This is a genomic window from Salegentibacter salarius, from assembly GCF_900168265.1.
In the GTDB taxonomy this organism is placed as follows: domain Bacteria; phylum Bacteroidota; class Bacteroidia; order Flavobacteriales; family Flavobacteriaceae; genus Salegentibacter; species Salegentibacter salarius.
Window position 1 is genome coordinate 18,864 of record NZ_FVZF01000017.1, and the last position, 20,751, is coordinate 39,614.

At 36.0% G+C, this 20,751-nt stretch carries 21 protein-coding genes; 8 read left to right on the forward strand and 13 right to left on the reverse strand.

Annotated elements, in window-relative coordinates:
• Positions 1 to 4: 4 nt before the first annotated feature.
• The 4 genes from B5440_RS10260 (at position 5) to B5440_RS10275 (ending at position 5,956) form a co-directional block, all read left to right on the forward strand.
• Positions 5 to 1,147 (forward strand): glycosyltransferase family 4 protein, encoded by a 1,143-nt coding sequence (locus B5440_RS10260; protein ID WP_070053529.1) that lies wholly within the window; start codon positions 5 to 7, stop codon positions 1,145 to 1,147.
• Between the two features lie 8 nt (positions 1,148 to 1,155).
• The gene (locus B5440_RS10265; protein ID WP_232755989.1) at positions 1,156 to 2,349 is read left to right on the forward strand and encodes a glycoside hydrolase 100 family protein; all 1,194 of its coding nucleotides are present in this window, start codon (positions 1,156 to 1,158) and stop codon (positions 2,347 to 2,349) included.
• Positions 2,350 to 2,654: 305 nt separating this feature from the next.
• Positions 2,655 to 4,934: a glycosyltransferase family 4 protein gene (locus B5440_RS10270; RefSeq protein WP_070053531.1), complete on the forward strand. Its 2,280-nt coding sequence runs from the start codon at positions 2,655 to 2,657 to the stop codon at positions 4,932 to 4,934.
• Positions 4,934 to 5,956 carry a glycosyltransferase family 4 protein gene (locus tag B5440_RS10275; RefSeq protein ID WP_070053532.1) on the forward strand — a complete coding sequence of 341 codons (1,023 nt, stop codon included), beginning with the start codon at positions 4,934 to 4,936 and terminating at the stop codon, positions 5,954 to 5,956. The genes B5440_RS10270 and B5440_RS10275 overlap by 1 nt, the downstream gene beginning before the upstream one ends.
• Positions 5,957 to 5,963: 7 nt before the next feature.
• Here the strand turns inward: B5440_RS10275 and B5440_RS10280 are convergent, their stop codons facing one another.
• From B5440_RS10280 to B5440_RS10295, 4 genes are all read right to left on the reverse strand, one after another.
• Positions 5,964 to 7,427, reverse strand: a complete 1,464-nt coding sequence (locus B5440_RS10280; RefSeq protein ID WP_070053533.1) for a glycoside hydrolase family 130 protein — start codon at positions 7,425 to 7,427, stop codon at positions 5,964 to 5,966.
• A 162-nt stretch (positions 7,428 to 7,589) separates the two neighbouring features.
• Positions 7,590 to 8,039 carry a pyridoxamine 5'-phosphate oxidase family protein gene (locus tag B5440_RS10285; RefSeq protein WP_070053534.1) on the reverse strand — a complete coding sequence of 150 codons (450 nt, stop codon included), beginning with the start codon at positions 8,037 to 8,039 and terminating at the stop codon, positions 7,590 to 7,592.
• A 238-nt stretch (positions 8,040 to 8,277) separates the two neighbouring features.
• On the reverse strand, positions 8,278 to 9,462 hold the full coding sequence (locus B5440_RS10290) for a PepSY-associated TM helix domain-containing protein (RefSeq protein ID WP_070053535.1): 1,185 nt from the start codon (positions 9,460 to 9,462) through the stop codon (positions 8,278 to 8,280).
• A 356-nt stretch (positions 9,463 to 9,818) separates the two neighbouring features.
• Positions 9,819 to 10,301: a hypothetical protein gene (locus B5440_RS10295; RefSeq protein ID WP_070053536.1), complete on the reverse strand. Its 483-nt coding sequence runs from the start codon at positions 10,299 to 10,301 to the stop codon at positions 9,819 to 9,821.
• Between the two features lie 203 nt (positions 10,302 to 10,504).
• Between B5440_RS10295 and B5440_RS10300 the strand changes: the two genes are divergently transcribed.
• Entirely contained in the window at positions 10,505 to 11,398 is an 894-nt protein-coding gene (locus B5440_RS10300; protein WP_070053537.1) for a DUF808 domain-containing protein, read from the forward strand.
• Positions 11,399 to 11,572: 174 nt separating this feature from the next.
• Here B5440_RS10300 and B5440_RS15730 read toward each other — a convergent pair whose 3' ends face one another.
• The 8 genes from B5440_RS15730 to B5440_RS10340 all read right to left on the reverse strand — a co-directional run bounded on the left by B5440_RS15730 (position 11,573) and on the right by B5440_RS10340 (position 17,254).
• Entirely contained in the window at positions 11,573 to 12,430 is an 858-nt protein-coding gene (locus B5440_RS15730; protein ID WP_232755990.1) for a nuclear transport factor 2 family protein, read from the reverse strand.
• Positions 12,431 to 12,449: 19 nt separating this feature from the next.
• Positions 12,450 to 12,734, reverse strand: coding sequence for a RidA family protein (locus tag B5440_RS10310; protein WP_317039370.1), 285 nt, complete (start codon positions 12,732 to 12,734; stop codon positions 12,450 to 12,452).
• Between the two features lie 154 nt (positions 12,735 to 12,888).
• Positions 12,889 to 13,671, reverse strand: coding sequence for a hypothetical protein (locus tag B5440_RS10315; protein ID WP_070053538.1), 783 nt, complete (start codon positions 13,669 to 13,671; stop codon positions 12,889 to 12,891).
• Between the two features lie 29 nt (positions 13,672 to 13,700).
• Positions 13,701 to 14,642: an NAD-dependent epimerase/dehydratase family protein gene (locus B5440_RS10320; RefSeq protein ID WP_317039369.1), complete on the reverse strand. Its 942-nt coding sequence runs from the start codon at positions 14,640 to 14,642 to the stop codon at positions 13,701 to 13,703.
• Between the two features lie 35 nt (positions 14,643 to 14,677).
• Positions 14,678 to 15,196 (reverse strand): nuclear transport factor 2 family protein, encoded by a 519-nt coding sequence (locus B5440_RS10325; protein ID WP_070053540.1) that lies wholly within the window; start codon positions 15,194 to 15,196, stop codon positions 14,678 to 14,680.
• Positions 15,197 to 15,212: 16 nt separating this feature from the next.
• Positions 15,213 to 15,623, reverse strand: coding sequence for a hypothetical protein (locus B5440_RS10330; protein ID WP_141728110.1), 411 nt, complete (start codon positions 15,621 to 15,623; stop codon positions 15,213 to 15,215).
• 14 nt (positions 15,624 to 15,637) lie between these two features.
• The gene (locus B5440_RS10335) at positions 15,638 to 16,402 is read right to left on the reverse strand and encodes a hypothetical protein (protein ID WP_070053542.1); all 765 of its coding nucleotides are present in this window, start codon (positions 16,400 to 16,402) and stop codon (positions 15,638 to 15,640) included.
• 117 nt (positions 16,403 to 16,519) lie between these two features.
• Complete coding sequence (locus tag B5440_RS10340; RefSeq protein ID WP_233425375.1) at positions 16,520 to 17,254, reverse strand: LytR/AlgR family response regulator transcription factor; 735 nt, start codon at positions 17,252 to 17,254, stop codon at positions 16,520 to 16,522.
• Between the two features lie 424 nt (positions 17,255 to 17,678).
• Here B5440_RS10340 and B5440_RS10345 point away from each other — a divergent pair, with 424 nt between their 5' ends.
• The gene (locus tag B5440_RS10345) at positions 17,679 to 18,119 is read left to right on the forward strand and encodes a universal stress protein (protein WP_070053544.1); all 441 of its coding nucleotides are present in this window, start codon (positions 17,679 to 17,681) and stop codon (positions 18,117 to 18,119) included.
• 168 nt (positions 18,120 to 18,287) lie between these two features.
• Here B5440_RS10345 and B5440_RS10350 read toward each other — a convergent pair whose 3' ends face one another.
• Complete coding sequence (locus B5440_RS10350) at positions 18,288 to 18,719, reverse strand: PepSY-like domain-containing protein (RefSeq protein WP_070053545.1); 432 nt, start codon at positions 18,717 to 18,719, stop codon at positions 18,288 to 18,290.
• A gap of 208 nt (positions 18,720 to 18,927) precedes the next feature.
• On the opposite strand from B5440_RS10350, the gene B5440_RS10355 reads away from it, so the two are divergent.
• Positions 18,928 to 20,130 (forward strand): porin, encoded by a 1,203-nt coding sequence (locus B5440_RS10355; protein WP_070053569.1) that lies wholly within the window; start codon positions 18,928 to 18,930, stop codon positions 20,128 to 20,130.
• A gap of 265 nt (positions 20,131 to 20,395) precedes the next feature.
• Positions 20,396 to 20,722, forward strand: coding sequence for a DUF6660 family protein (locus B5440_RS10360; RefSeq protein ID WP_070053546.1), 327 nt, complete (start codon positions 20,396 to 20,398; stop codon positions 20,720 to 20,722).
• Positions 20,723 to 20,751: the final 29 nt, after the last annotated feature.

Genomic DNA, 20,751 nt, shown 5'->3' on the forward strand with positions numbered 1-20,751 from the left:
GAAGATGAAAATATTGGTGCTTTACGATTACCCTCCCTCACCGGGCGGGCTGGCTACGCAAGGAGACTTATTATATAAAGGCCTTCTTGAGTTGGGTGTAGACGCCCATGCAGTTCATTTTGAATCAGCTCAGGAGAAGGAGTGGTACTATCGTTGGTTTAAGCCCGATGTTGTGGTAGGAATTGGTTATTGGGGCCATACCCCGGAACTTATTCTTCATCCACAAAGTCATGGGGTATTGCCAGTACCCTGGTTAGTGGCTGATGGATATATTGCCAATTATCAAGAAGTTTTGAACAAACTACCACTTATTCTGGTAACTTCAAATTGGGTGAAAGAAATGTATGTGCGTGATGGTATAAACCCTGAAAATATTGAAGTTTTACCCGTGGGTTGTAATACCGATTCTTTTATTCCTTTTAATAAGAATGATCCTAAAATTGTGGCGGTTCGGGAAGCTTTGGGGATTTCACCTGATCAACTAATGATCCTTACCGTAGGTGGCGATGCCGCTTCTAAAGGTGCGAGAGAAGTAATGGAGGCACTCGCCTTAATTGATGATAGTTCGCTTAATTGGAAATATGTATGTAAAGTATGGCCTCAACCGCGCACTAGAGCTCAAAACCTTCTAGATATGGAATTAGCTGAAAAACTGGGTCTCGACAAAAAGATCTTTTACGCTACAAATACCATTTCCCGCAATTTTGTTCCTTACCTGATAGGTGCCTGTGATATTTATGCGGCTCCATCAAGACTTGAAGGCTTTGGAATGCCACAGGTAGAAGCTGGAGCTTGTGGAAAACCGGTTTTAGGAATAAATGCCATGGGAATGCTAGATACGCTTATCCACGATAAAACAGCTTTCCTGGCAGAAGTTGCAGAAAAAATTATTGCTAAAGAAGTGGTTTTAGGGAAGGAGTCTGGATTTGAGAAAAATCATAAAATCATTTTTGATACCCCGCGTACGGTTGATTACCGTGCAGATGTTCAGGATATAGCGAAGTATCTATCTAGGCTGATGAAGGATGAATCTTTAAGAAATAAGATGGGAGAAGAAGGAAGAAAGCGGGTTGTGGAGAACTTCGATTACAGGGTAGTGGCAAAAAGGTTTTTGCAAATCCTGGAGAACAAAATAGGGATAGGTTAAAATTTTAAATGATGACATCAGAAAATTTAGAATTAATTGCTTTAGCAAAAGATGCGGCATTGAATGTGCTTTTGCATAATGCTGAAGGCCCCTTTCAACATCTGCCCCGAACTGCAGGCTGGGGTTATCCCGAACCTTATACCAGGGATTTAATGTTTTCTATATTCGGAATAGCAGTTTCAGATAATTCAGTGCTTTTAGCGAGCATCCGGAAAGTTTTGGAAACCTTAGCTGAAAATCAATCAGAAAAAGGACATATTCCTTCGTTAGTTCACGATAGCGAGGATAGAGGAGCGAGCGATACAACACCCTTATTTTTATTGGGTACCGGAATATTTAGAAAAGTAGTGAATGAACCTGATTTTTTAAAAACTGCTGTAGAAAAATCTTTATTGTGGATGGAATATCAAAGCCCTACAGATCAATATCTAGTTGCTCAGCAGCCCACTAGTGATTGGCGCGACGAACAGTGGGTTTTAGGTTATGGACTTTTTGTAAATACTGTGGTCTATAGTTATTTGCAGTTAATGGGGTTTCATAAACGGGCGAAGAAGATGCACGCCGAAATGGAAAATTTTACGATCATTAGAGACAAGCTCAAAAAACAAGTTCAGGAAGGTTTGTTAGTAAGGGATAAACCTTATTACGCATTTTGGTCTTATAAAATTTATAATAGTGATAGGTTTGATCTGCTTGGAAATAGTCTTGCTATTCTTTCTGGTATTGCTTCTCCAAAAATAGCAGATTCTATTATTGAATGGATTGAAAAAGAATGCACAGCAATCAAATCCAGCGGAGATTTGGCAGTAAATTTACCTCCTAATTTTTATCCTTTTATAAAACCCGAAGATTCAGACTGGCACAAACGTTATGCAGATTATAATTTACCTGGAAATTATCATAACGGCGGAATATGGCCATTTATTTGCGGAATTTACATAGCAGCCCTTGTGGGTGCAAAGCATTTTGACCTTGCCGAAATAAAACTCATTGAGCTTACCAAACTTATAAAACGCTCCAGAACAACCGGCCTTGACTTTGGATTTAATGAATGGTTTAGATCGCAAAATGGTGAGCCGATGGGGCAGGACTGGCAAACCTGGAGTGCCGCGCTCTATCTTTATGCCGCAAAATGTGTAGAAGAAAAAAACACCCCGTTTTTTGATGAAATAAGAGAAGCCTCCTTCAATCAGAATAGCTAAGCTTTACTCTAAAATTAGCGTAGATTTTCAATTTAATTTGGTTAAACTTAACACCTAGAAAATGAGGCTTTTAGATTTAATAGTCTTATCTTTAGTACACCCTCCAACGTAATGCCTGAATTATCTTTTTGAAAATTATTATAAGCTCAAGTCAAAAAGATGAATATTAATTTCTGGTAAAAGCACGCCAAAGGAATACTGAAAGAAACAAGTTTTCATACTTGTAATACCCAAGGAAACAGAATTTCTTCATTAGCGATTTTGACTTAGGATAGGGATAAAGTAAACCAGAAAAACACTTTAAAATGAAGATTGCTTATATAGGAACATATCCGCCAAGGGAATGCGGGATTGGGACTTTTACCCAAAACCTTGCTTTGGCCATGACCGCAAAAAACCATCAGGGAGAAAAAATCCATAAACGTCTCATTATCGCTATGAACGATTATGATGAAACTTACACTTACCCACCCGAAGTTAAACTCACTATACGCCAGGAGCAACAGGCCGATTATTTAAAAGCAGCTAATTTTATAAATTCCAATGGGATAGATGTTTGTGTTCTTGAACATGAATTTGGGATTTTTGGAGGATCTGGCGGGGTTTACGTTTTACCGCTGCTACATCACGTTAAAGTCCCAATTATAGTAACTTTACACACAATTCTTGAAAATCCTACCTATATAGAAAAGGCAATTCTCAAGGAAATATGTAAGATGGCCGATAGTATTGTGGTAATGAACCAAATGGCTATTACTTTTCTCACTTCTATTTACGATGTTCCGAATAAAAAGATAAATCTTATAGAACACGGCGTTCCCGATATTCAATTTGACAAAAAACAATCAAAGACCGAATTTAAACTCAAGAAGAAAAAAGTATTAATGACCTTCGGTTTTATTGGTAGAAATAAAGGAATTGAAACCGTTATAAAAGCTTTGCCTCAAATAATTAAAACCCATCCCGAAATTCTATATATGGTTTTGGGAAAAACCCACCCCAATGTGGTGCGCCATTCCGGAGAAGAATACCGAAATTATCTACAACTCCTTATAAAAAATCTGAAACTTCAGGATCACGTTTTATTATTAAATGAGTTTATTGACGAAACTGAATTATTTAAGTATTTATCTGCCTGCGATATTTACATAACTCCATATATTAACGAAGCCCAGATCACCAGCGGTACGCTTACCTATGCTATGGGCGCTGGCTGTGCGGTTGTTTCTACTCCTTACTGGCACGCGGCAGAATTATTACAGAATGGTAAAGGCCGACTTTTTAATTTTAATAATCCAGACGACCTTGCTTATACGCTGAAAGAATTATTAGATAATCCAGATAAACTTAAGGAAATTCAAAGCAAGGCTTTTAAATATGGTAAAGAGATTAAATGGCCCAAAATAGGGGAGAAGTATATAGATCTTGCTCAGGAAATTTTGAAATCCCCTAAAAAGGAAATTTTAAATGAAGAGGGAACTTTAATAGATCCCTTGATTTTGCCACCATTTTCGCTGGCGCATATAAAAAGATTAACTGATGATACAGGAATTATCCAACACGCAAAATTTGGAATTCCTAATCTTAAAGAGGGTTATTGCCTGGATGATAACGCCAGGGCATTACTCATGTCTTTGATGGCGTTTAATCAGAAAAAAAATTCTTTGGCGCTGGAATTAATGCCTGTTTATCTTAGCTATATCCATTATATGCAAAATGAGGACGGAACTTTCAGAAACTTTTTAAGCTTTAATCGAAATTTTTTAGACATAATAGGTTCCGAAGATTCCTTTGGAAGAACTATTTGGGCACTGGGCTATTTAATTGGAAACGCGCCTAATGATGCCTATTATCAAAATGGGAAATTGGTTTTCTTTAACGCAGTACCAAATTTCGGAAAATTAAAATCTATTCGAAGCGTCGCTAATACCATCATTGGGATTTGTTACTATTTAAATAGTAATCCTGCAGATGAAGAAATGCTTAGCCAACTAAAAAGCCTAAGTTCGAAACTGGTCACACACTATGAGCAAAATAGTACAGAAGACTGGAAATGGTTTGAAAATTTATTGACTTATGATAATGGCATTTTACCTTTAGCACTACTGCACGCTGCTCAAATTTTGAACGATAATTATATGCAATCTGTGGCTCTGGAAGCGATGGATTTTCTTACTAAACAAACTTTTAAAAACGGTTATCTCTCAATTATTGGCAATAAGAAGTGGTATGTAAAAGACCAGGAAAGATCTATGTTCGCACAGCAACCGGTAGATGCTTTAGCCATGGTGCTTATGTATTATCAGGCTTTTTTACTAACGAAGGATAAAGAATATCTAAATAAATTATTCCTTTCATTTATGTGGTTTTTAGGCGAGAATGATTTGCGAATGAGCCTTTATGACTTTGATACAAAAGGATGCTGTGACGGTATAGAAAATTATGGAGTAAATAGAAACCAGGGCGCAGAGAGTTCATTGGCTTATTTGATCTCGCACCTTACCGTGCTTAAGGCTTATGAAGAACTTTACCAAACTAAGGAATTTAAAGACGCCAATCCTTCAAAAATAATGGTTAATTCCTAATGAAGATTGCGATTTTAGCTCCAATAGCCTGGCGTACACCACCTGAAAAATATGGTCCCTGGGAACAGGTAGCTTCAAACCTTACAGAAGGTTTAGTAGAAAAAGGCTTTGATGTCACACTTTTTGCCACAGCAAATTCTATTACCAAAGCAAAACTGGAATGGGCCTGCAAATTACCTTACGAAATAGATAAGGAGAATGATCCCAAAGTGATGGAATGTTTACATATAAGTCATTTAATGGAGCAAGCCGGGCTATTCGATATTATTCACAACCATTTTGATTTTCTTCCTTTAAGTTATTCCGGGTTAATTAAAACGCCAATTATTACTACAATTCACGGCTTTTCCTCACCCAAAATAATTCCGGTTTTTAAGAAATATAATAATTCAACTTCCTACGTCTCTATTTCAGATTCAGATAGAAGCGACGAGCTGAATTACCTTGCTACTATTTACCACGGTTTGGATCCTAACAATTTTACTTTTAGAAAAGAAAAAGAGGACTATTTGCTTTACTTCGGAAGAATTCATCCGCATAAGGGAGCTCACGCAGCTATCGAAATCGCTAAGCAGGCGGGGTTTCGGTTAAAAATAGCCGGACTTATTCAGGATGAAGCATATTTTAATTCAGAAATTAAACCTTTTATAGATAATAAGAGTGTAGAATACCTGGGCAATGTGGGCCCTGAAACAAGAGATGAATTACTCGGCGGTGCGAAAGCATTATTACACCCAATATTTTTTGAAGAACCTTTTGGGCTAAGTGTCCTGGAAGCAATGATGTGCGGAACACCCGTAATCGCGTTTAAAAGAGGGAGTATGCCGGAACTTATTACCGAAGGAATAAGTGGTTTTCTACCAGCAAATATTTCAGAAGCAGTCTTGGCGATAAAGACATTAGATAAAATTGATCCTAAAATCTGCAGAGACTATGCAGTGAAAAAATTTAGCCTGGAAACGATGATCAATAATTATATTGAAGCTTATAGAACCGTAATACAAAATAGATCAATTAAATAATAAGAATCTAATTTTCTTTAAGGGCGGCGAATAATTCGGCTAAATTCACAACTGCATAGGTTGAAGAGTAGTCTGATAGCGCGTAGGGTAAAATAAGGCTCTGGTTATGAATTAACGCACCGCAAGAATACACCACATTAGGAACATAACCTTCCCTTTCATGCTCAAGCGGCGTAATTAGAGGTTCTTTTAGTCTGCCAATTTCTTTGGTAGGATCTTCAAGATCAAGAAGTGAAACGCCAATACAATAACGGCGCATTGGGCCTACGCCATGAGTGATAATTAACCATCCTTCAGGCGTCCATAATGGAGAGCCACAGTTACCAATTTGAGTAAATTCCCAGGGGTATTTAGGCTTTTGAAGAAGGATTGGGTTTTTCCATAATGTTGTTCTATCAGAAAACATGATATAGTTATTTACCCCATCAATTCTGGCCAGCATAGCATATTTTCCTTTTATTTTTGAAGGAAATAGGGCCAGGTTTTTATTTTGGGCTCCATCTCCGTGCAAGGGCATCACCCTAAAGGTATAGAAATCATCTGTTGACATAAGCTTGGGTAAAATAGTATGGCCATTATAAGCGGTGTACGTGGCATATACCTTTGTTTTTCCATCTTCATCCATAAATCTAACAAAACGAGCATCTTCTATTCCCCTACTTTCAGATTCTGAAATCGGAAAAATTACACGTGCCGAGAGATCAGCATCGTGTTTAAATTGAATGTCATAAAAAGAATCTACTAGCCACGTCATTTCTTCCAGCGCCATTCTTCTTTCCGCAATCATATTAGTGTCTTCTAATATTCTGCGTACTTCTTGTTTTAAGGCATAATATTCAAATCTATCGGGAAGCCTGTCCATTATAGCATCTGAAAATTTTGTGGGAATATCCATTTCCGAAAGACGCTCTATAAACCGACTTTTATCATATAATTTTTTATGTGAGATCTCTGCTTTGTCTATATGATTTCCAATTTTCATAAGATGGAGATCATTGTTTTTATCAATAATAGCTCTTCTAAAAACTAATGAAGAAATATGTCCTTCTCCAGTTGCTCTAAAAGAAATGATCACTCTTTTTTCACCTTCTTCTAAATAGGTTTGATCAAAATCTTCTACGATGGAAGGATTGAAAAATGCGGCCGATTCTAGCGCAAATTCCATCGTACAGTAAGAACCAATCAGTAATTTTCTATCTTCAGAAAGATCGTCATAGTTCACCTGCATCCCTTCAATGATATGGCGGATATTGGAACAATGCTTAAAAAATACTTTGGAAATGTTGCGGTGGCGCCGGGAGAATTCCCTTAGAGTTTGTTCCAGGGTTTGGTTTACCTGAAAATCACTCATCGCCATTATCCTCGCTACAAGGTTTTGAGTTCTTTGATCACCGTTCATAAAAAAACGCACCACCACCCGGCTACAATCAGGTAGAAACTTGACATCCTTACGTTCTACGGAAACTCTCATAATATAGGTATAACTACCTTAAAGGTATGGTATAAGCACTTATAAAAAGTGATTTTGAATCTTTATTTTTATGGGAATATGAGAAATTATGAGTTTGAGAGAAAATATTTGAAATTAGACATATTTTGGAATAATAATGATATCTCTAAATCAATAATTCATCTAACTTCTTTTTCGCCCGGTAATCTCATCTATATTAATACGGTAAACTATTGGAGTATCAGAGCTTTCTGCTTTGCTAGAGAAATTTTGTATAAAATCGGGGTAGGAGTGTTCTTTATTTTTGATCACTTTTTTTACTCCTTGAGAAAATATACGAAGCACGTGTTTGGCATCGATTCCGGTTAATTCTTCAAACTTACCATATAATAAAACCGATTTCCATTTTTCTAAATTGGTGATTTCATCTATCTGGAAGGAAACCAAGGGATTTTTGCGCATCGCATCAATTTTACTTCCCTGTCCCGAATAGCTCAAAATACTATTGTGGTCTGGATCAAAATAATAAGTTATAGGAATAACTTCTACTCTTTCTTTAGAAATATATCCAAGTCTGCCAATATAATTTTCGGCAAGAAGTTGAGTGCTTTCGGTGGAGGTAATGGTTTTCATAATAGTAGAACTTAAAATGACCCTGTAAGTTAGCTCTCTATCTCTAAATAAAATATGACAAGTATCATCAAAATTTATTTTACTCGATAATCGAGATTAAATGCTCCGAGGCTTGCCTCAAAATCAAATTAAATTTTCCCATAATAATGCTTCGTGAGCTTGCTCCGAAGTTGTTTACATGATAAGCTCGATTTTAGGTGTTGAAGCTTGAAAGATAAAAGCTACAAAAACCGAAATTTTAATTAGAAGTAGCGAGCACTCTGCTTTCCTTACTTTTAGAAGTTTTGGCTTTCACCTTTTTTCCATACCAAACCAGAAAACCGGTAACCGGAAGTGAACTGCAAAGCAGGCTAATTAGAAAAGCAAGAATTTTACCCGGTAATCCCGCTATGGCACCCACGTGAATATCATAATTCATTCTTAGTATTTTTTCAGCTACCCCGGCTTCTTCGTAAACACCGTAAATAGTTTCAGAGGGAACTTCAGCAAGATCGTTTTGATCGTAAAATCTATAATCTGAATCGTAGTAAATTCCATCACTATTACTTACTTCTACGTAAATACTATGCTTTTCATCATAGGGATAGTGAATTTCATAATCTTTCGCATCGGGAAATTTTTCTTTAAGCAAAGGCATTAATTGCCTAATAGGTTCATTTCCATCGCCGGTACTTTTAAAACTTCCAGCTGGATTTTCGGGCACAGAAAATACCACTTCTTTTTCCCCGCCAATCGTTTTATAAAAGCCTCCGGCAAAGCTTTCAAAAGTCATTATAAGTCCCGTAAAAATGAATATTACGGCGATAAAGCTCGCGTAAAATCCTATAATTTGATGGAGGTCATAATTTTTCCGTTTCCATTTAGTGTTTTGTTTCCATTGAAACCAGGTACGTTGCTTCCTGACTTTTTTGTTTTTGGGCCACCATAAAATAATCCCCGAAACCAACATTAAAAAGAATATAAATGTACTCCAGGCAACGATGTCACTACCTATTTCTGCTGGTAGCCACAAATGCATATGCCCATCTATAACAAAATGGAAAAATCCTGAAAGATGATCTTCTATATGTAAAATTTCGCCACTCCAGGGATGTACAAAAACCGATTTATAAAACTCTGGTTTTTCTTCATAAAAGATTACTTCTATTGGGCTGGTGCCTCCCTGGTATAAAGTTCCATGAACGTGTTTTCCGGGAAAAACATTTTGCGCTATATTTTTTACTTCCAGAGGATCTATCTCCGGATTATTTTGCGGGATAACCTCAGGAACATTAGAAGTTAAGGCTTTAATTTCTTCCTGAAACGCCCACAAACAACCGGTAATGGAAACAATAAATACAATTAAGCCAGTAGCCAACCCTAAATATAAATGTACTGTGCGTATATACTTCCTAAACTTCTTAGTTGGTTTATTCTTTCCCATCGCCAATATTTAAATCCGGCAAGAGCCGAATATTTATTTTCCATTAGACCTTTTTAAAGATTTTATTTGTAATAGGTCTAAATAAATATAAAGCGAAAGTAAAATCTTCCTGCTAAAAGCGCAAATTTTATTTAGAATTTATTTAAATAACGAATTGGCTAGGGAATTTGGATTGATGAGTTTAAATGATTAAAGGTTATAAATTATTCAAAATCAATACTAAAACTATTTTGAGTATTGTACTTTTCTTGTTTTCCTATGGATAGTAAATAACGATCATACGTTGCTTTTCTTAACCATTGCACCTGGTAATTATCTTTTAGTGACTTACTTTCTGCAGCTTCGGCTGCTAATTTTTAAACTATTTTATAGTCATTGCTGTTATCGCTGTGATGATATATAAAAGCAGCATAGAATTTATCTAAAGCTTTTTCAATCGTATCTTCTTTCTGAATTTTCTTTACCTGGGCTAACCTTTTATCATCTCTTTGTTCCAAATCGCTAAAATAAGTAAGAAATGACCTGAGCTGCTTTCTGTCCTTTTGATCGGTTTCGTAAGCATATTGTAGCCTTTCACTTAGCGTTCCTGTTTCGGTCACGGTTTCTTCATAAGGTCTAAAGAGAGAAACACCTATACCAAAGATGCATATCACTAAAATTCTAGATGGGATTTTAAAATATTTTCTATTTAGGTTTTTAAAAATACTGATGATTCCAGCAAATATCAGGAAGATAAAAGTCAGCGTTATAATTGCTATTAAAATGAATTCAAAAGATGAAATTAGATAGGAAAGTATAGCTATAATTAAAAGGCTAAAGAAAAACACGAGTTTAGACATAAACATTTTTTATATGATTTTATGCTGAAATTTTAGAGCAGTAGAACCTTGGTTTTTAATAATGACGTAGAAAATTTATAAAAGTTGCAAAGGGAGATACAGTATCTAAAGTAGTAGTTGTGCTAATTTGAAAGAAATTTTACGAAATTATTTTAATTTCAGTTTATCAATTACACTTATCTTGGCTCTTTAAATAAAAAACTATGGCCTCAGGAATTTTTGCCCTTTTAGATGATATAGCAACCTTAATGGACGATGTTGCGGTAATGAGTAAAGTGGCAGGAAAGAAAACGGCCGGTTTACTGGGAGATGATCTCGCCGTTAACGCCGAAAAAGCATCAGGTTTTATGTCTTCCAGGGAATTGCCGGTTCTTTGGGCAATTACTAAAGGTTCTTTTCTAAATAAGCTAATTATTTTACCGCTGGCTTTTCTGCTAAGTGCATTTTTGCCTGCTGCTATAACCATTATATTAATTATTGGTGGACTCTACCTGGCTTATGAAGGGGCTGAAAAAATTCATGAATACCTTTTTCCCCATAAGCACAAAAAGGAAAAGCCTAAACTAGAAAAACTTTCTGAAGAAGAAGTCCTAAGCCGGGAGAAAGAAAAGATAAAGTCGGCGATTTTAACCGATTTCATACTTTCTGTAGAGATTATCATCATTGCGCTAGGTGCCGTAGGAGAAGAAGTTCTGCTAACCAAAATATTGGTAGTTACAGTTATTTCCATTGTGGCCACCGTTGGAGTTTACGGAATTGTGGCTTTAATTGTGAGAATGGACGAATTTGGCGCAAAGCTTATCAATTTAAATGATGAAGAGAATAGTTTTTCAGATAAAGTTGGGCACTTCCTGGTGAATGCATTACCCAAGGTAATTAAAGGGTTATCCATTATTGGAACTATTGCTTTACTTTTAGTTTCAGGAGGTATTTTTGTACATAACATACATGTTTATCACGATTTGATAGAAAGTATACCTGTTCCCGGTATTATTCTGGAACTATTAACCGGCCTGGTGGTTGGTTTTATTGTTCTGCTAATCATAAATTCTGCTATTAAAATCTACAAGAATTTTTCCGCTAATTCCGGCCAATAATAATTTAAACAAATTGCTTTTAGAAGAATTCCATGTCAAAATGGATATAAAGTAAATCGACTTTCCTGATCGATAATCTTTCCTCTCTAAATGCTTCTTTGCCTTGCTTAGAGATAGTTTTCTCGATAATCTTTCCTCTCTAAATGCTTTTTTACCTTGCCCCGAATTAGTTTACTATTTGCTCATGGCATCATTTAATTTTTTGGTATCTACGTATTGCTGAAAGGCACTAACTTTTCCATCTTTTAAAGTCCAAAGGTGAGCAACTTGTGCGTTATAAGTTTTACCCGTTTCTTTAACTTTAGCATCATATCGCAAGGTAACCAATACTTGATTGTTGCTCATTTCATGTAGCTCGATGTCTTCAAGTTTGAAATATTCATGTTCTGCTCCAACCCTCTCGAAAACACCTTTTAAAACGGCTTCCGGTCCAATATATGGGTTGCCATCGGCATAGGCGTTACCTTCGGCTTCGTTCCAGATAATTTCTTCATCCATTGCTTCCAGCACAGAAGGAATATCGCCCTCGCCAAAAGATTTATAGAGGCCATCATTAATTCCTTTATTATGATTTGTACTTTCAGGTTTCATTTCCACCCGAATGAGTCGTATTGGCTTTGTCTTGCTAAGGTTCACTACAGAATGCGGTGCTTCCGGTTCTTTGGTCATGGTGAGCGGAAAGCTTAATGGTTCCGGAAGTTTTTGGGTATCAAAAATAACCTTATCGTCACTATCATAATCAATAAAGTCGCCGGCTTCCTGGATATATAAAACGCTGGACCATTTGTGATGGTGAAGCGGTTCTTTTTCTTCGGGAGCCAAATAAACTTCAAGGACCCTTACCTGGTCATTCTCCAGTAATATTTTATGATTATTTGGAGCGGCTATCACGGCATCCAGTTCAGCGGGCCAATTAGCCGGGTTTCCGGTTTTATAATCTATATTTTGATTTTCCACGTAATCCTGTCCAAAAGTGGCAATGGTCACTAAAAATACGGCTAGTAAAATAGCCTGGATTTTAAGTGTTTTCATAATTTATTTTTTAAAGTTTTTATTGTTCTACATGCGCTTCTAATTCTATTTCAATTAAAAATTCTGGGAGCGCCAATTCTTTTACGCCAAGCCAGGATCTGGTGGGGAAATGCGTTTTGTAAATTTTAGTTCTATAGCCTGCAAATTCCAGAAATTTAGGTATATTGGTGGTGAATATGTTTTCTACAACCACTTCGTCAAAGCTGGATTTGTAGTGTTTCAGCACTTTGTCCAAATCAGAATAGCAATTTTTCATTTTTTGTTCAAAATCACCTACAGCGATAGGATTGCCTTCATTATCCATACTCACGGCACCGGAAATTTTTATGCTGTTTCCAATTTTACGGCGTGTGAATAGCCATAAGATTTTTCTACTTCTGGCCTGAGTAAAAAATACTCAGGCTTTTGGTTTGACTTTTCCATAATTTTAATTCCTTAAATAATAGATGTTTTCATTTTTACCGCACCTTTCTTCGAAGCGTAGCCATATATCTATATTTTAAATCACGCATCGTCAAGGCTTCTTCAATTTTTCCCATCTGTTCTTCAGATAAAGTTGGTCCCTGGTTAGCCCAGGAGCTAAAAAGTTGTTCGTAATTTTCATACATATCTACGGTGATATGGGTTGCATAAACATCACTTCCCGCAGGCAACATATAACGCAGTAAATCCCAATTTGCCCTGAAGCCATCATCCACTTCTTTTTGCTGCATGGGCTGGAAAAGTTCTGATTCATTTTGCTCAAAGATGCTGTAATTTTCCTGCGGAACTTTCATTAAATTAATTGCTGCAACTGTTCCCAGGGGCATATCAAAATCCCCTTTGGTAACCGCTATTTGTTCGAGATATATACGCTTTGCCAGATCTCTTGATTTTGCGGTGTTGTCGAATTTTTCATTTAGCTCATCTTCTGGCATGTCTGGGTATGCTGCATTTAAAGCGGCTTCAAAATTCCCGGCATTACTCATCATTTTTAAGGGATCATTATAAATACTTACCGTTAAGTATTGATAGCCCTGATCTTCTCCTCCAGGCTGTAAACTCCAAAGATCCCAGCCCAGAATATCTCCATTTTTAACGCGTTGTACGTGAATTTCTTCCCAGAATGCTTCGGTTTCCATATAGGCTTGTTCCTGCTCATTATCTACTTTCATAAATTCGAAAATTAAATAAAGTTTGTCCTGGGCCATACCGGTATTGCTAACCAGCATTAATGCCATAATAATTAGTAACTTTTTCATGATTAATATGTTTTAGATTCGGTAATTTCTCATTTAGAATAGCTCCTTAGGGTTTCTCTAACAGGCCTGAAATGAATTCCTAAATCCGTTTTTGCGAGATCGTTTTTATAGACGATTTGTGCTTTTTCTTTGGGTTCTTTATGATTCAACATTTGGTGAATATCCCACACTTTATAGGTTTCACTCGTTAAAAGGTAATCTTTGCAGTGTAACCCTTTTTTCGTGGCCGCCTGGTATGTGGCATTAGCCACATCTTCAACATCTACCACGGCAAATGGAACATTATTATCGTAGAGCCTTTGAATAAAATCATCTGGCGCTAATTTGTTTTTTATAAGAAATTGAAGGCCGGTAGAGGTGGAGTCTTCTCTATTAGACAAAGATTTTCCCATAACCATTACAGGGGAAACAGAACAAATTTCAAATGGAAGATCCGGGTTATCTGCGATGAATTTCTCAACGACCTGGTTGGCAATAAATTTGGCTTGAGAGTATGGATGGCTATCTTCACTGGTGTACCTCTCCTCTTTTTCATCAAAAGTATCGGAAAAGCTTTTGCCACCCGCAGGCATAGGGAAATTGGTATTCCAGGCTGCAACAGAGGCAATAAAAACTACTTTTTCAATATTCGAAGCTTCGCTTATTGCCTGGAGAAAATTTTGGGTTCCTTTTATGGTAGGATCAAAAAGTTCAGTTTGCGAGTCTTTTACATCCAGTTGAAAGGGAGTGTCACTGTGAATTACGATCTCGCAATCTTTTATAAAATCTTTTAAGGGATCCAGATCTTCCAACTTAAAGGCCCTGATGTTGAGGTTTTCTGAATTTTGAAGATCAAAAAGATGCTGATATTTTTCGCTCTTATGGATATTGGTTACCGAGACTTTTACCTCGTAGCCTTCTTCCAAAAATTTCCTGGTTATGTAGCTTCCAATAAAGCCCGAACCACCTATAATTCCTACCGTTTTCATCATCATAGCATTTTAGTAAGTCCTAACTGTTTTCACAGTTAATTCCCTGTTCTTTCTTCTGAAGAACTTATTTCATCTGCCTGCTGGATATCCTTTATTATTTTTGAAACATCCCAGTAACCAAACTCTTTTACAATTTTCCCGTTAACAAACTGTGCAGTAATATGGGTGGGAATTTGATACACTTGATTATTTGTTTTAAAAGTGCCCTCCCAAAGGCCCCAAAAGTTCACCCAGGTTTCGCCTTTATCGTTTACAATCATTTCATATTCTGACGCTTCATCTACAAAATCCCAGCTAGAAAATTGAGACGCATCTTTTTTGTTTTCAGCTAAGAATTGCGTCAGGTTTTTTCCTTCTTCTTCCGTTACATTGTTCATTATTTTAGCGGTATCACTATAATGTGCTACCATAGCTTCCCAATCCCTATCTTCATAATCTTCCAGTACTTGTTTGTAAGTTTCTATTTCGGGTGATTGCTGGGTGTAGCGTGTGCGTTGTTGGCTACAAGCTATAAATATGACTATTGCAACTCCTAATGACATTAAATCTTTCATGACTTTTTATTTTTAACTATTCTAAAAAACCTATTATTTTACCATGCTTTAAAGACCAGGAATGTTTAAAACTCGTATAGATGTATTCACATTCTGATGCTTTGCGACCCTTTACTATTCCGGTTACCAAAACCTTATTTTTATCTGAAAACTCAAAATTTAGATTCTTAAATAGAATGCTTTGCCATTCATTTTTTATAATCCCGCCAAGCGTAATATTGTAATTGGTTTTCTTTACACTTTCTATTTCATCCCAATCTATACTGTTCGTTATAGCTTTAATTTCATTTGAAGTAGCATTCTTATTTTGCAAAACTTCATATAGCTGTTTTACCAAATCCTGGTCAATATTCTCTTGCCCCTGCAAATAGTTTGAAGTAAACAAGCCAATAAGTAATGAGATGAAATAGAGGTGTAAGACTTTCATAGCTGTGTATTTAATTAATTGGAGCTGTTATAAGCTAGATCTGGACGCATACGGCCTGTTTTAGATTCATATTTATGAACATATTGCATGAGATCATCAAATAATTTCTCACCTTCTTCTCCCAGCAGTTTATCTGTTTCTTCAGAAGTTTTAGTATAGGATTGCGCATCTTTGGCTGAAATCACCACGAGGTAATAATCTCCTGTACTTCCAAAACCATTGCGATAAATTCTGAAATGTTGTTTAGCACCTTTTGTTTCGTAAAGGGATTTAACTTTCTTCATCTTGTCTCTAAGGTTTGCAACATTTTGTGGTGTCACGTGAAAGAAATGCCACTTCCGGTAATCTTCTCCCTCGGTATTTGTGGTAAGACCATTGGGCATATAAGACATATCGTCTATTAAATGCACCATATAATTGCGATGGGTATCGTAGCATTTATCAAATCGACTAAAAATAGCCCTGAAGTTTTCTTCTCCCATTTTTTCGGCTAAAGGAGCCATAGGATTTTTGTCAAAATCGGCCATACTATTAATGGGAGCAATAGTTAAATAGGTTCCGCCATCAATACGCGCTGTAGCCCAGTCTGCATCTTTAAGATCGTGTTCCTTGCAGGCTTTAATAAAATCTTTGCTAACCGCTTCATATTCTTTTAGCATAGAAGGTTTTACCTGATCTTCATGTACCCAGAAAGCCTGATTAACATTTTGAGCAAAGAGGTTGGTGGTTTGCAATAATACAATGGCGAGGAGCAGGCTGATAAGTTTTGCAGTTTTCATAATTCTCTAATTTTTAAATTATTATACTACAACTTACTTAAGTAATATTCGGAAAACAAGTGAATTAGGATGAACGGTCTTAAATAATGTCCTAACCGACATTATTTTTATCGAAGACTAAATAGTTTGTAGCTTTTTTAAAAGTTCCGGTCGCATACCTTTAGCCATTGGAATTGCTTTTTTTGCAATAACCACGTGAGTACCAGCTATTTCGTCTATTCTGGAGAGGTTGATAATGTAAGATCTATGGATCCTGAAAAAATGCCTTTGCGGCAGTTTTTTGTCCATTTCTTTTAGGGTTGCAACCAATAGATATTCTTTTTCGGTAGAAAATATCCGGCAGTAGTTACGATCGGCTTCTATATATCTAATGGCTTTAATATCTACTTTTACCATAGTTTCCTGGTGGCGTATAAATAGACATTCTTTTAAAATAAAGGTTGAGTTTTCTGTTTTAGTGCCATTTTTCTCAACCGCGATGTTACATTGTAGCTGACTTATAGTTAGCTCAATACTGCGCTGTAAATCTAGTTTCTTAAATGGTTTAGAGATAAAAGCATAAGGATGGGTCGATTTAGCCCTATTAAAATTGGCCTCATCAGCGTTGGCAGTAAGATAAATAATAGCAAGTTTACTCTGAATTTCCAACATTTTATGCGCAGTTTCAATTCCATCTAATTCACCTTTAAGCTGAATATCAATCAAAACAATATCGGGAAGGTTATTTTTTATATGCGTCAAAGCATCTTCCCCCCGTGGAATAATACCTGAAACTTCATAGCCCATATCTGTAAGCTGCAGCGAAATGTTTGCCGCAATAATCATTTCATCCTCAACTATTAATATCTGCACTGGTTGGACCATTGGGAATTTGTATTTAATTCCTCATAAGCGTCTTATGAGAGATATTATGTTTCAAAAAATTGGGTTGGGGGGAAGTTTTCCATTTTGAAAAACTCATCGTGTAGGTTAAAAAGTCCTCAGGGCGGAACAGAACATAGAATGCCTTAGGAAACAAACTTCTTACAGAAGGATTCTAATCCTACTAATTTAATGAAAATTTCTCTTAAAATTAGGGTTATTCTGAAATGATAATCGCATAAATAATTATGCTTTAAATACTTAGAGATTTGAACTTATGGGTTTGGTTAGGGCTTTTTTGAGGTTCACAAACAAAATTGAGTTTCTCTTAAAAGAATGATTACTATAAAAGTTATCGATTGGTTGATAAATGCATATCTTTTGCTTAATTTTAAGTACCAAAATCTCAATTTCTATGAAGAACTTACTTGTAGCTATAGACAGACGTCAGGATGCAGAACAGCTAATGACGCAAGCCATAAAAATTGCAAAGCTTACCGATGCAAAAATTTGGATCATGCACGTTACTGAGGCAGATCCCGATGATTTTTTAGCGCGCGAAGCAGGACCGCAATATGTTTATGAAAAAAGAGCTAAAGAACGTAAGAACGCCAGTCTTGAGATCCAGAAATGGGTGGAGGAAGTAAAAGAAAAATATAGCATAGATATTGAAGGTCTTGTGATAAACGGTGAGGTTACTAAATCTATTAAAAATATTGTAGATGAGCGTAATATAGACCTAGTTGTAGCGGGGCATAAAAAGAAAAGTCTACTTTATGGGCTCTTTACGGCAAACAAGAAAAAGGACCTTATAGACGACTTAAAGGTCCCATTATTGGCTATTCCTTTAGTATAGTCCAAGCTTTACTAATTTCCTGAATCCAACCTTATTTGAGTTAAGGAAATCCAGGATTTTTATAATTAATTTTACAATAAAATAAAAAATGCCCTCAAAAAATAGATCTTTTTTGAGGGCATTTTAAATTAAGATAGGCGTTAAATAAAACCTGACTTTGGGTGAATCTTAATCTATTTTTCTAAAATTTCCCTGTTCATCAAATTCCAGCTCTGTGCCGTCTAGTAATTCAACTTCCTGGCTCTTTTTTTCTTTTTCCCATCCAATTACTTGGGAATCTGGATAATTTTCTTTTAAATAAGTAGCGATAGTTGAAGGTAAAGCTTTCATTGGGATAGCTTCATCTTTTGGACTGTCTATTTCGATTATATTTCCGTTCTCGTCAAAATCCAATTCTACTCCGTTAGAGAGTTTTACTTCATATTTATCGTCTGCCCATATTTGCCATTTACTATTTTCTTCAACCTCTTCTACAGTATTTGAGGAAAAATTCTGTTGAATGAAATCCTGAGCGGTAGCTGGTAAAATCTTAGTATTTGTTTGTGCAAATATTCCAAAGGAACACAATGCGAAAAATCCTGATAAAATTACTTTTTTCATAAAAATCGTTTTTTAAATTCTATTCGAAATAAACATTCAAAACTGGAAAGAATTAGGAATAGATATGGAATAAAATTCCCGTTTCTTTCCAGTTTTGTTATTCATATTTGTTCTATATGGAGAATTGATAAAAAAGTGTCAAATTTGAAAATTATAATTAATTCCTGTTTTTTATATGTTTCAAATCATCAAACCGATTAAAAAATTAATGAAAATTCAATATTTCTTTCTTATTTGTTTATTGCTAGTTGCTGGATTCCAGGGGAGTGCCCAGGATGTCACAGAGAATACTTTTGGGAATGGGATAATCAATACGGTAGCGAAAGATAGTTCCTTCAGCGTCAAGTTTGGAGCTAGGTTTCAATCCTTATATGTAACCGATTGGAGAGATTCTGAATTTGAAGGTTTTGAATCTGAAAGTTCAAATTTTTTAATTCGCCGTGCCAGGTTAAAATTTGATGGTTTTGCGTATTCTCCAAAATTAGAATATAAGATAGAGTTAGGATTGTCCAACCGGGATATTTCCGGCGCATCAGAATTTACCGAAGGCGCCCCTATGTATATATTTGATGCCGTTTTAAAATGGAATTTTTATGAAAATTTTATTTTATGGGCAGGGCAGGCAAAATTACCGGGAAACCGTGAGCGGGTGGTTTCTTCAGGTAATCTTCAATTCGTAGACAGATCCCTATTAAATAGTCGGTTTAATATAGACCGGGATCTTGGACTACAATTACATCATAAAATTAATCTTGGAAGAAATGTAGTAGTAAAAGAAATTTTTGCGCTCTCCCAGGGAGAAGGAAGAAACGTGGATACAGGAAATTTGGGAGGACACCAGTACACAGGGCGTTTAGAAGTTTTACCATTTGGAGAATTCAAAGACTACCGGGAAGCTGCATTAGAAAGGTATCAGACTCCTAAATTAGCTTTGGGGATTACCTATGATTTTAATGATGATGCAGTAAAGACACGTTCCAATATGGGGCAATATATGTTTACCGAAAATGGTTTTCATCAAACCGATATCTCAACTTTCTTCGCCGATTTTATGTTTAAGTATAAAGCTTTATCAATACTTGGAGAGTTTGCCCATAGAGATGCAGAAAACCCTATTGCAAGAGAAGAAGATGGAATGCCTACCGGGGCAATTGTAAATACTGGGAATTCTATTAACCTCCAGGGCGGTTATTTACTAGATAACAATATTGAATTTGTTGGGAGATTTACCAATGTACAGGAAGATCTCCTGGATTCGCGTTTTGCAAATCAAAATCAATATACCTTCGGAATTTCTAAATATATATCAAATCACAAGCTAAAAGTGCAAACAGATATCAGTTTTAACGATAATCCGGAACCCGAAATGAACCATATTATGTACAGGCTGCAAATAGATTTCCATCTATAGGATTCATCTTTTTAGATCTTTTGGTATTAAATATTCCGGCTTAGAAGAGGTTGTAAAAGCAGTTTGAAAATATTCTTTATGTTGAATCAACATTGCAGAATCTGGCGCTTTTTATTTTATACGTTTATTGGGATAAACGGAAACGGAAAACGGCCAAAAATTGATGAAAATAGAGAATATTGAGGGCGAGAACCAGCTAAATATTTAAAATAAATTCAATTTATAAAGTCCATTTTTCTTTTCTTAAAATCCATACTTTTGCAATATGAAAGTCCTGGTGGTTATTTTAGGAATTTTTTGTTTGCTTATTTCGTCATATCCTTGTTGTATAGATGATGATTGCGAGCCTAATTCCGTAGAAAAAATAGCGGAACATGAAAATGGCCAGGAGAACGAGGAATGTGGCTTATGCTCTCCTTTTATTAACTGCGGTACTTGTACCGGGTTTATTCCCGGCGGGGAGGAGACAGTAACAGTCTCAGCGCCTCAGCCAATAGCATTTTCAAATTTATTCGGACTTTCATTTAAAAGTGTAGAAGCAGAATACGCCGAAAGGATTTGGCAACCGCCAAAACGGGTTATTATTTCTTAAGAACAGAAATTCTATAATAACCTAAATTT